General features: G+C 61.4%; 12 protein-coding genes and 1 pseudogene. 8 read left to right on the forward strand and 5 right to left on the reverse strand.

The features are described from left to right. Positions 1-1,834: AAA family ATPase (locus AC1DWF_RS26115; RefSeq protein ID WP_476842215.1), on the forward strand; the 1,834-nt coding region annotated here is incomplete at its 5' end. Between the two features lie 59 nt (positions 1,835-1,893). Here the strand turns inward: AC1DWF_RS26115 and AC1DWF_RS26120 are convergent. Beyond that, positions 1,894-3,144, reverse strand: coding sequence for a GGDEF domain-containing protein (locus tag AC1DWF_RS26120; protein WP_476787580.1), 1,251 nt, complete (start codon positions 3,142-3,144; stop codon positions 1,894-1,896). A gap of 192 nt (positions 3,145-3,336) precedes the next feature. On the opposite strand from AC1DWF_RS26120, the gene AC1DWF_RS26125 reads away from it, so the two are divergent. Both AC1DWF_RS26125 and AC1DWF_RS26130 read left to right on the forward strand, forming a co-directional pair. Continuing rightward, on the forward strand, positions 3,337-4,083 hold the full coding sequence (locus tag AC1DWF_RS26125; RefSeq protein WP_476785625.1) for an AzlC family ABC transporter permease: 747 nt from the start codon (positions 3,337-3,339) through the stop codon (positions 4,081-4,083). Beyond that, on the forward strand, positions 4,080-4,430 hold the full coding sequence (locus AC1DWF_RS26130) for an AzlD domain-containing protein (protein WP_476842216.1): 351 nt from the start codon (positions 4,080-4,082) through the stop codon (positions 4,428-4,430). The genes AC1DWF_RS26125 and AC1DWF_RS26130 overlap by 4 nt, the downstream gene beginning before the upstream one ends. Positions 4,431-4,511: 81 nt before the next feature. Here the strand turns inward: AC1DWF_RS26130 and AC1DWF_RS26135 are convergent, their stop codons facing one another. Next, complete coding sequence (locus AC1DWF_RS26135) at positions 4,512-4,943, reverse strand: HIT family protein (protein WP_476785627.1); 432 nt, start codon at positions 4,941-4,943, stop codon at positions 4,512-4,514. Between the two features lie 88 nt (positions 4,944-5,031). On the opposite strand from AC1DWF_RS26135, the gene AC1DWF_RS26140 reads away from it, so the two are divergent. Then, on the forward strand, positions 5,032-5,361 hold the full coding sequence (locus AC1DWF_RS26140) for a DMT family transporter (protein WP_476785628.1): 330 nt from the start codon (positions 5,032-5,034) through the stop codon (positions 5,359-5,361). 7 nt (positions 5,362-5,368) lie between these two features. Here AC1DWF_RS26140 and AC1DWF_RS26145 read toward each other — a convergent pair whose 3' ends face one another. Genes AC1DWF_RS26145 through AC1DWF_RS26155 form a run of 3 tightly spaced genes read right to left on the reverse strand, consistent with a single transcriptional unit; the run spans position 5,369 to position 7,817 of the window. Further along, positions 5,369-6,574 carry a GNAT family N-acetyltransferase gene (locus tag AC1DWF_RS26145; protein ID WP_476842217.1) on the reverse strand — a complete coding sequence of 402 codons (1,206 nt, stop codon included), beginning with the start codon at positions 6,572-6,574 and terminating at the stop codon, positions 5,369-5,371. 39 nt (positions 6,575-6,613) lie between these two features. Continuing rightward, a complete protein-coding gene (locus AC1DWF_RS26150; protein ID WP_476783164.1) occupies positions 6,614-7,342 on the reverse strand; it encodes a glycerophosphodiester phosphodiesterase in 729 nt (242 codons plus the stop codon). A 10-nt stretch (positions 7,343-7,352) separates the two neighbouring features. Continuing rightward, positions 7,353-7,817 carry a RidA family protein gene (locus AC1DWF_RS26155; RefSeq protein ID WP_476783165.1) on the reverse strand — a complete coding sequence of 155 codons (465 nt, stop codon included), beginning with the start codon at positions 7,815-7,817 and terminating at the stop codon, positions 7,353-7,355. Positions 7,818-7,960: 143 nt separating this feature from the next. Here AC1DWF_RS26155 and AC1DWF_RS26160 point away from each other — a divergent pair, with 143 nt between their 5' ends. From AC1DWF_RS26160 to tsf, 4 genes and pseudogenes are all read left to right on the forward strand, one after another. Then, positions 7,961-8,791 (forward strand): cell envelope integrity EipB family protein, encoded by an 831-nt coding sequence (locus AC1DWF_RS26160; RefSeq protein ID WP_476787578.1) that lies wholly within the window; start codon positions 7,961-7,963, stop codon positions 8,789-8,791. A gap of 10 nt (positions 8,792-8,801) precedes the next feature. Beyond that, a pseudogene (locus AC1DWF_RS26165) lies at positions 8,802-9,074 on the forward strand (DUF4031 domain-containing protein); the annotation flags it as partial. A 368-nt stretch (positions 9,075-9,442) separates the two neighbouring features. Continuing rightward, the gene (rpsB, locus tag AC1DWF_RS26170; RefSeq protein WP_476783167.1) at positions 9,443-10,225 is read left to right on the forward strand and encodes a 30S ribosomal protein S2; all 783 of its coding nucleotides are present in this window, start codon (positions 9,443-9,445) and stop codon (positions 10,223-10,225) included. A 118-nt stretch (positions 10,226-10,343) separates the two neighbouring features. Then, a complete protein-coding gene (tsf, locus tag AC1DWF_RS26175) occupies positions 10,344-11,264 on the forward strand; it encodes a translation elongation factor Ts (RefSeq protein WP_476842218.1) in 921 nt (306 codons plus the stop codon). The last annotated feature ends 43 nt before the right edge of the window (positions 11,265-11,307 follow it).

Raw genomic sequence — 11,307 nt, forward strand, 5'->3', positions numbered from 1 at the left:
GGTGCTGTGCCGCCGTTCCAAGAACAATCCGCTCTATGTCGGCGATCCCGGCGTGGGCAAGACGGCGATTGCCGAGGGCCTCGCCAAGCGCATTGTCGAAGGCGATGTGCCCGAGGTGCTTCTCGATGCCACCATCTTCKCGCTCGACATGGGCACGCTGCTGGCCGGCACGCGYTACCGTGGCGACTTCGAGGAGCGGCTGAAGCAGGTCGTCAAGGAGCTCGAGGAGTATCCTGGCGCGGTGCTGTTCATCGACGAAATCCATACCGTGATCGGGGCTGGCGCAACTTCGGGCGGTGCGATGGACGCGTCCAACCTGCTCAAACCTGCACTGTCGTCGGGTGCCATCCGTTGCATCGGCTCAACCACCTACAAGGAGTTCCGTCAGTTCTTCGAAAAGGACAGGGCGCTTGTGCGTCGTTTCCAGAAGATCGACGTCAATGAGCCGACGGTCGACGACGCCATCGAGATCATGAAGGGCCTCAAGCCCTATTATGAGGAATTCCACAAGGTCAAGTTCACCAACGAGGCGATCAAGGCCGCCGTCGAGCTTTCGGCGCGCTACATCAACGACCGCAAGCTGCCSGACAAGGCGATCGACGTGATCGATGAGACGGGTGCCTCGCAGATGTTGCTGCCGGAAAACAAGCGCAAGAAGACCATCGGCATCAAGGAGATCGAAGCGACGATCGCCACCATGGCGCGCATCCCGCCCAAGACTGTCTCCGCCGACGACGAAAAGGTGCTGGCCGGCCTCGAGGTCGAACTGCAGCGTGTCGTCTACGGTCAGGATACCGCGATCACCGCCCTTACCTCGGCGATCAAGCTGGCGCGTGCGGGCCTGCGCGAACCGGAAAAGCCGATCGGCTCTTACCTGTTCTCCGGCCCGACCGGCGTCGGCAAGACCGAAGTGGCAAAGCAGCTGGCCTTGTCGCTGGGCGTCGAGCTGATCCGCTTCGACATGTCGGAATATATGGAACGCCACACCGTTTCGCGGTTGATTGGCGCGCCTCCCGGCTATGTCGGCTTCGACCAGGGTGGTCTGCTGACCGACGGCGTCGACCAGCATCCGCATTGCGTGCTGCTGCTCGATGAGGTGGAAAAGGCCCATCCCGACCTGTTCAACATCCTGTTGCAGGTCATGGACCACGGCAAGCTGACCGACCACAACGGCAAGCAGATCGACTTCCGCAATGTCATCCTGATCATGACGACGAACGCGGGCGCGTCGGACGCGCAACGCGCGGCGATCGGTTTCGGTTCGACAAAACGCGAAGGCGACGATGTCGAGGCGATCAACCGGCTGTTCACGCCGGAGTTCCGTAACCGCCTCGATGCCATCATCCCGTTCGGCTCGCTGCCGGTGCCGGTCGTGCATCAGGTCGTGCAGAAATTCGTCATGCAGCTGGAAGCGCAGCTTTCCGAGCGTGGCGTGACCTTCGACCTGTCGCCGGATGCCATCGCCTGGCTCGCCGAAAAGGGTTACGACGAACGCATGGGCGCGCGTCCGCTTGGCCGCGTCATCCAGGAGCACATCAAGAAGCCGCTAGCCGACGAAGTTCTGTTTGGAAAGCTCAGGAAGGGCGGCACGGTACGTGTCACCGTCGAGAAGAAGGAAACCGGCGAGACCGGCCTGAAGCTCGAGACACTTGCCGACGAAGTGCCGGTCAAGCCGAAGAAGGAAGACCCGGCCGACCGTCCGAAGCTCAAGAAGGCCTCTGCCAAGAAGCCGGTCGCCAAAAAAATTGTGGCGTCGTCGAAACCCAGGCCCGATCCCAAGGGCAAGGATGGCGGCAAGCGCAGCCTGGTTCCGCAACTTCCCCGCAAGGGTTGATCTCAAAACGAAGAAGCCCCGGAAACGGGGCTTCTTTTTTGCTGTCAGGGTTCTGGTGCTCAGGCGACTACTGGACTCTCGACGCGATTTCTCCCGAGCCTCTTCGCACGATAAAGCCATGTGTCAGCTTCCCTGATCATCTGCTCCGCCGATATCGGTCCGCCGTCTACGGTCGCCACACCTATGCTTACGGTGGCGCGCAATCCGGGCTCGGTGAAGGCTGTGGCTTCGACCGCGGCGCGCAGGCGCTCGGCGAGGATCGCAGCGTCGCCGGCGTTCAGATCCTGGCAGACGGCTACAAACTCCTCGCCACCGTAGCGGAACAGACGGTCGCCGCTGCGCAGCGAGCTGGTCAACGAACGCGCGACATCCTTGAGCACCTTGTCTCCCGCCACATGTCCGTGCTGGTCGTTGATGCTCTTGAAGTGATCGATGTCGATCATCAACAGGCTCACTGGTTTGCGATCCGTCAGCGCCCGATCGATTAGCGACTGCGCAACCGTCTCGAACTGGCCTCGGTCGCTTGTGCCTGTCAGCGTGTCCTTGCCGGTCTTCTGCAGCAGGTCCTCGTAGCGGTGGCGGAATGTCAGCCTGTCGAACACCCTCAGCAGAGGCTCGGGGCCTGCCAGTGTCGGGCTGGTTTCGATATAGCGGAGATAGATGACAAGCAGCGCGCTATAAAGTGCTGCCGCCGCCATCTTGGCGATCCAGCCGCCGTAGAGCGCGCTGAAAGGCACGCCTGACACGAGATGAAGCCCGAAAAAGAACATCAGCTGGTCGAATGAGAGCACAAGCGCTGCGCTGAGAAAAATGCGCTTGAACAGCGTGTTGGCGATGCGCTGCCCGAGTTTTTCATAGATCAGGATGAGCGCGATGGTGTCCAGGAAGAGCAGGGCAGTGCCCCAGATCATCAGGACGCCCATGTCGTCCAGAAAGGTCAGGTCCGGCTGGTGTCCAGGCATCTCCGCGACATCGCCATAGAGGCGCAGGACCAAGGCCAGCGCCACCATCAGGCAATTGCCGATCAACAGCCCGTAGATCGGTTGGCGCACAGTCTCGGCGTCCTCTTTGATGTAGAGCAGCAAGAAAATCATCAGCTTGCCTGAAAACATCACCGTCGAGCCCGGCGAGATCAGGCCGAAGGGCAGTTGCACGAAGAAAACTGCCGCCAGATAGGTCTCGAGGAAGTGCATCACCCCAAGCACGCAAACGAAGATCCCGATGCCATATCTGTGGCGGGAATGGAACACCGCGGCCATGGTCACGAAGTATATGAGCGCCTGCAAAACGAGCAGAAATGCACCTGTCATGATGTGGCTGTTCCTCGCGTCCCATAGAACGCGTACCTGCACAATGACCGTGCGTAAACCGTTAAAATCCACCTTTCTCCAGTCGTTGCCATGACATCGCGATCGCTGCCTTTGCGGTCACAAGCCGCAAGTCATTGCGCCAAAAAGACTAAACGCTGACTTGTCCGATTGCCCATGCTATGCGCCTCGGCAATGCTTGCTGACGACGCATCTTCATCGCCTGGTATTTCGACACGCCGCTTGTGGTATCTGCGCGGTGCTCGCGCAGCTTTCTCCGTCCCTGGCCTGATCCTGGCCAGCGCCTTCATCGGGTTTGCCGGGCTTGCCAAGGAGGCGGGGCTGACGCTCGCCCAGACCGTCTTCATGGTCGGCATGGTGTGGGCGCTGCCGGCCAAGGTCGTACTGATCGGCGCGATACTGTCGGGCGCGTCGCTGCCCGCGGCGGCCTTTGCCGTCGCGCTGTCGTCGATCCGGCTGACGCCCATGGTGGTGGTGCTCGTGCCCGAGCTTCGCGGACCGAAAACACCGCGCTGGGTGCTTTATTTCTTGTCGCATTTCGTTGCCGTCACCTCCTGGGTGCTGGCCATGGAGCGGCTGCGCGGCATCCCGCGCGAGCTGCGCACCAGCTATTATGCCGGGCTCGGCTCGACGCTTGTGCTGTTCAACATGCTTGTCGCGGGCGTCGTTTATCTTCTTGCCGACAGCCTGCCGCCGGCAGTCTCCGCCGCGCTCTTCCTGCTCACGCCGATGTATTTCCTGACTTCGCTGTGGGGTTCGGCGCGCGAGCGGGCAGGGCATGTGGCGATGGTCCTGGGGCTCATCCTTGGCCCGCTGCTCCACCTTGTCGTGCCTGGCTTCGACCTGCTCGGAGCCGGGCTCATCGGCGGGGGCGCGGCCTTTGCCTTCCACCGCCTGTCGCGTCGGAGAGCGCCGGCATGACCTTCGACTCAATCGACACCTGGTGGTGGCCGTTCCTGTTCATCCTTGTTGGCGGGTGGCTGGCCACCGATGCCTGGCGTTTCCTCGGCGTGTATCTTGGCGATCGTATCTCCGAGGACTCGGATCTTCTGGTGCTGGTACGCGCGCTCGCCACTGCGCTCGTTGCCGCCGTCATTGGCAATCTGATCGTATTTCCCAGTGGAGCGCTTGCCGACACGGCACTGGCGCTGCGCATCRCCGCCGCCGCCTGCGGCTTTCTTGCCTACCTTTTTCTCGGGCGAAAGATACTGGTCGGCATTATCGCAGCCGAAGTGATCTTGCTGGCGGGGATGTGGCTTTCGACCTAGCGGCTAAGATGGTGACGCTGGCGCCAGCGACCGCAACGCGGGTGGACGCGGCTATCTGAAAGCGTTCTGTGATTTCGATGTTCAGGCCTTCAGCGCTGCCTTGATCTTCTCCGCGTTCGCCGCCAGAACGTCGGGCTTTTCCATCTCGCCTGTATGCGGCTTGAGCGGCACGCCTTCGAAGCGCGGGATGACGTGGACGTGCAGGTGGTAGACCGTCTGTCCGGACGCGGGTTCGTTGAACTGCATGACCGTCACGCCGTCGGCTGCAAAAGAAGCCTTGACCGCCTTGGCCAGCTTCTGGACGGCAATGGTGAGTTGGCCGAGCGTCGCAGGGTCGGCGTCGAGCAGGTTGCGGGAGGGAGCCTTGGGGACCACGAGCGTATGACCGGTGCCTTGCGGCATCACGTCCATGAAAGCCACCACCGCCTCGTCTTCATAAACCCGGTGCGAGGGGATTTCGCCGCGCAGAATCTTGGCAAAGATGTTGGTTGGATCGTACGCGGTGCTCGACATGGCCTATCCCGTTTGCTGCGGTTTCGTGGTCGATGTTTCGGCGCTGGTGCTGCGGACGTCAAGCCGCGAGAGGCCGAGAGGAGCAGAGTTGACCTATATCTACCTGATCATTGCGGTGGCCTTTGAGGTCGTCGCCACTTCGGCGCTCAAGGAAACACAAGGGTTCACGAGGCTTTTGCCATCGCTTGTCACGGTCGCAGGCTACGCAGCCGCCTTCTATTTCCTGTCGCTGGTCCTGAAAGTGATGCCTGTCGGCATTGTCTACGCGATGTGGTCGGGTGCCGGCATCGTCTTCATCACGGCGATTGCCTGGGTCTGGTTCCGCCAGTCGCTCGACCTGCCTGCGCTGCTTGGAATTGCCCTGATCATGGCCGGCGTCATCGTCATCAACCTGTTTTCGAAATCAGTCGCGCACTGACCGCAGATCAGTCGCGTCGGAACGGGCCGTGATCTTCGAGATATTCGCTTACCTCAGCGACTTCCCGCCGCTCGCGTTCCAGATATTCGGCGATCGCGCGACGAAGCCCGGGGTGGACGATGTAGTGCGCTGATTGGGTGGTAACCGGCCTGTAGCCGCGCGCCAGCTTGTGTTCGCCCTGCGCGCCCGCCTCGACCACCTTCAGCTTGCGCTCGATGGCGAAGTCGATGGCCTGATGGTAGCAGACTTCGAAATGCAGGAAGGGGTGGTCCTCGATGCAGCCCCAGTTGCGGCCGTAGAGCGTGTCGGAGCCGATGAAGTTGATGGCGCCGGCGATGTAGCGCCCGCCGCGCTTGGCCATCACCAGCAACACATCGTCGGCCATGCGTTCGCCGATCAGCGAGAAGAACTTGCGGTTCAGGTAGGGGCGGCMCCATTTGCGGCCCCCGGTGTCCACATAGAAGGCGAAAAAGTCGTCCCAATGCGCCTCGGTGATGTCCTTGCCGGTCAAACGCTCGATCGAAATGTCGTCCGCCAGCGCCTCGCGCCGCTCCTTCTTCAGCGCCTTGCGCTTGCGCGAGGCCAAGGTGGCCAGAAAATCATCGTAGCTGCCAAAGCCTTCGTTGAAGAAGTGAAACTGCTGGTCGGTACGGCGCAGGAAGCCTGTGGCCTCGAGAATATCGACCTCCTCTGCCTCGGCGAAGGTCACATGCGCTGACGATACGCCGACGCCCTCGGCCACACTGCGCAGCGCGGTCGCGAGCGCTGCCTTGGTCCTAGGGGCGTCACTGCCGGGGATGGCCAGCAGGCGGGGGCCGGTGGCCGGGGTGAACGGTACCGAGGCCTGCAGCTTGGGATAATATCGACCACCGGCGCGTTCGAACGCATCGGCCCAGCCATGGTCGAAGACATATTCGCCCTGGCTGTGAGACTTGGCGTAACAGGCAAGAGCGCCGAGGAATGTGCCGTCCGCAGTCTCAAGTCTGAGGTGATGCCCCTGCCAGCCGGTCTTGCGTATGGCGCAGCCGGCCTCTTCGAGAATGCTCAGGAAATCGAATGAAAGGAATGGATTATAGTGACTTCCTGACAAACTTCGTGAAGTGCCGGAAAGTCTGTTCCAGTCGTTGCGATCGAACTCGGTGATGCTTGAGACAACGCGGATGGCGTAACCGCCATCCGCACTCTTCGCCCCTACTTCGCTCGCAGTGCTCATACGTTGTTACTTACGCTCGAAAAGCGGCGTTGCAAGGTCTCACGCCACCGGCGTCGCATCCGGGTCAAATCCCTCGAACGTCATCTGGTCGCCATGGGCGAAGGTCCGCTTCACAGCGTCCTGGTCGCGCACAGTCCAGGTGATGACCGGCATCGCGAGCTTTTCGCGCACGAAGCTGATGAAGCGGTTCGGCAGATGCGTCACGCTATAGGAGACGAAGGAAATGCCGTGCGCAAGCATGGAGAAATGCGCCTCCAGCTCATGGTCCAGGTCGCCCCACGCGGTCAAACCGGCAGGGATTCCCGGTGCATGCCTGGAAAAATCGCGGATCAGCCAATGGTCGAAGGACATGATCGCCACATTGCCCTTGTAGTCGCGCAAGGCTTCGCCAACCTTGGCAACGAGGCCGGCGTCGTGCCCCGGGATCCCCTTGAGTTCGATCACCAGCGGCACGCGGCCATCGACGAGCTTGAGCAGTTCGGCAAGCGTTGGCACATGATCGGCCGTGCCGCCAATGCGAAGGGCTGCGAGTTCACCCGTCGTCCGCTGCCAGATATAGCCATCCGTGCCAGTCAGCCGCTTCAGCACATCGTCGTGAAAGACGACGACATTGCCATCGGCGCTCAAATGCACGTCGCATTCGATGGCGTAGCCGCGCTGAGCGGCCCTTTCGAAGGCCGAAAGCGTATTTTCCCAGCAGGTCCTGTTGAGGTCATGCAGGCCGCGATGGGCGATGGGGCGGGCGGTCAGCCACGAAAGATCGGTCATGGACTGAGGCTCACTCGGTTTCGATGATGGCTTCGATCTCGACAGCGGCATTCAGCGGCAGCGAGGCGACGCCGACAGCCGAACGCGCATGCTTGCCACGTTCGCCAAGGGCCGCAACCAGGAAGTCCGATGCACCATTGGCAACGAGATGCTGCTCGGTGAAGTCGGAGGACGAGGCGACGAAGACGGTGATCTTGACCAGGCGCTTGATCTTTTCGAGGTCGCCAAGGGCCGCCTTGGCCTGGGCGAGGATGTTGACGGCGCACTGCTTGGCCGCTTCCTTGCCGGCTGCGACGTCGATTTCGCGGCCGAGAAGGCCGGTGGCGATGAGCTTGCCGTCCTTGAGCGGCAGCTGGCCGGCCGTGAAGACGAGATTGCCGCTTGCCATGAACGGCACGTAGTTGGCGGCCGGGGCTGCGGCTGCCGGCAAGGTGACGCCGAGATCGCTTAGCCGCTTTTCGATTGTTTCGCCCATCGTCTTTCCTTATCTCTGAGTCTCGGGTGGTAGGTGAGGTCGCGCCGAAAGTGCTATGTTTGCCTCGCTTCCGCCACGACTTTTTTTAAGGTGGACCATCATTCAAAGCGGCCTGTCATGGCCGCGCCGATCGGAGCCAGTGTATGCGCGCAACGCGCCTTGTCCTTCTTGCTACCTTGTCCACCTCGGTGCTGCCCTTGGTGCCGGCATTTGCAGCACCAGTGCTTGCACCTCACCGCGCTGTCTACGATCTGGTGCTCGATCAGGCTTCGGACCGGTCGGGAATCACCGGACTTTCAGGGCGCATGGTCTATGAGTTCAACGGTTCGGCCTGCGAGGGCTATACGGTCAAATTCCGTTTCGTGACCCAGATCGCAACGACCGAGAACACGCGGCTGACAGACCAGCAAACGACCACCTTCGAGGATGGCGAAGGCAAGACCTTCTCTTTCGTGACGAAATCCTTTGTCGACCAAAATCTCGATCGTGAGGTCAAGGGCACGGCGACGCGCGAGGCCAACGGGCTCAAGGTGGCGCTGGAAAAGCCGGAGGCAGGTTCCGTTGATCTCGCCAAAACCCAGTTTCCAACCCAGCATCTTGTCGAGCTGATCGACAAGGCGGAAAAAGGCGAGACATTCTATGAGACCAGCCTGTTCGACGGTTCGGAGGATGCCGACAAGGTGATGACAACCACCGTCATCGTCGGCAAGAAAACAGAAGTGCCCAAGACCGATCCTGAGTTGCCCGCGCTCGCCGGGCTTGCCAAGGACAAATACTGGCCCGTCGACATCGCTTATTTTGACGAGAGCAAGGGCGGCGGCGAGGAAGTGCCGGAGTACCGCATCAGCTTCAAGCTGCACGAAAACGGCCTGACGCGCGATCTGGTCATGGACTATGGCGATTTCTCGATGACCGGCAAGCTGGTCAATCTCGCGCTGTTTCCCACACCGCCGCAGGGCAATTGCAAGCCATAGGCGGGCAATCGTGGCCGTCTATGTCGACGCGGCAATCTGGAAGTGGGTGGGCCATCGCTGGTGCCACCTGCTTGCCGATGACACGGATCAGCTGCACCGCTTTGCTGCCCAGCTCGGCCTGAAGCGGTCATCCTATCAGGGGCCGCCAAARACCTCGGCGCCGCATTACGACATCACCGGTTTCGAGCGCGACCGGGCCGTGCGCTTGGGCGCGATCGAATGCAGCCGCGATGAAATCGTAGCGGTGTTTCGCCGTGTGCGTGTGCGCAACTTCAAGCGCCGCGACCCCAGGCCAGTGGAAGAAGAGGCAGCGCAGGAGGAGCCCGGCATGGCGCGCTGGGCGGCCGGCAGCTGAACATGTGCTGGTCCCGAGAATCGGGGACCGATTTCCAAGAGCCCGCACCCGCGTCCAGGCTGCCGAAACGCTCCATGTCATGGCGCTGAGGCGCAGAAAGCCGCGGTTTTGGCCGATGTCGGCCCGGTCTGGGGGTTGCGTCCGCCCGGCAATACGTCTATATGCCGCCGCATTCCACACACGGACTTTGGTTTCTGCCCGGGAGAAATCCGGCTGAGACCATCCCGGTGGCGTTTCGAGCAATCTCGCTAAAAGCGTCATGGTCCGTGGAGGCTAACCGGAAAAGGAAATAAAGAATGGCACTGCCTGATTTCAGCATGCGCCAGCTTCTTGAAGCTGGTTCTCACTTCGGCCACCAGACCCACCGCTGGAACCCGAAGATGGCGCCTTACATCTATGGCGCCCGCAACAACATCCACATCATCGACCTCAGCCAGACCGTGCCGCTGCTGCACCAGGCGCTGAAGCAGGTCTCGGACACCGTTGCGCGCGGCGGCCGTGTTCTCTTCGTCGGCACCAAGCGTCAGGCTTCGGACATCGTTGCTGACGCTGCCCAGCGTTCGGCTCAGTATTACGTCAACTCGCGTTGGCTCGGCGGCATGCTGACCAACTGGAAGACGATCTCGAACTCGATCCAGCGCCTGCGCAAGCTCGACGAGCTGCTCGCTGGCGAAGCCCAGGGCTTCACCAAGAAGGAGCGCCTGAACCTTGAGCGCGAACGCGAGAAGCTAAACAAGGCTCTTGGCGGCATCAAGGACATGGGCTCGACGCCGGACCTGATGTTCGTCATCGACACCAACAAGGAAGCCATCGCCATCCTGGAAGCCAAGCGTCTTGGCATTCCGGTCGTTGCGATCATCGATTCCAACTGCGACCCAGACAAGATCGACTTCCCGATCCCCGGCAATGACGACGCCGCCCGCGCCATCCAGCTCTATTGCGATCTGGTTGCCAAGGCTGCGATCGACGGCATCGCTCGCCAGCAGGGCGCGCTCGGCATGGACATCGGCGCGTCGGCCGAAGCTCCGATCGAGCCTGCGCTCGACGCGGCTCCGACGACCGAAACGCCCCAGGCGTAATCGCGAAGGCCGGGCAACCGGCCTTCCTTTTCAGGATTGGGCGCAGCTAGCGCCGGCGTTCGGCGCATCATCGATCCCTCGGTGGTGCGTTCACGCATTTTGAAGCAAAGAGGCCACAATGAGCATTTCGGCAGCACAGGTTAAAGAACTCCGCGAACTGACGGGCGCGGGCATGATGGATTGCAAGACGGCTCTCAACGAGACTGGCGGCAACATGGAAGAGGCGGTCGACTGGCTGCGCAAGAAGGGCATCTCCAAGGCCGACAAGAAGGCCAGCCGCACCGCGGCCGAGGGCCTTGTCGGCGTCGATACCGGCGTGCGCGAGGCCGTCGTCGTCGAAGTCAATTCGGAGACCGATTTCGTTGCCCGCAACGCGGCCTTCCAGGAAATCGTGTCCAACGTCGCCAAGGTTGCTCTTGCATATGGCGGCACCGAAGCGGTTGCTGCTGCGAAGTATCCGGGCTCGGACAAGACCGTCAGCGACACCATCAAGGATGCCGTCGGCACCATCGGCGAGAACATGAGCTTCCGCCGTTCGGCCAAGCTTTCGGTTTCTGAAGGTGTCGTCGCCAGCTACGTCCACAACGCGGTTGCCGACAATCTCGGCAAGCTCGGCGTTCTGGTCGCCATCGAAACGACCGGCAACCACGATGCGGCCCGCGCTTTCGCGCGTCAGGTCGCCATGCATGTTGCTGCGACCAATCCGCTGGCACTGACGCCAGACGAGGTCGACGCCTCGGCTGTCGAGCGCGAGAAGGCGATCTTCGCTGACCAGGCACGCCAGTCGGGCAAGCCGGAAAACATCATCGARAAGATGGTCGARGGCCGYATSCGCAAGTTCTACGAGGAAGTCGTGCTGCTGAAGCAGGCTTTCGTGCTCAACCCCGACCTCACCGTCGAGGCAGCGCTGAAGGAAGCCGAAAAGCAGATCGGCGCTCCGGCCAAGATTTCCGGCTATGTGCGCTTCGCGCTCGGTGAAGGCATCGAGAAGGAAGAAAGCGACTTTGCCGCCGAAGTCGCTGCTGCGGTCAAGGGCTAAAAAATAGCGCTGCATCAAGCGCTTCCTGAGGATAGCCGAAGGG

It is taken from the genome of Aminobacter sp. P4_D5, from assembly GCF_056401815.1.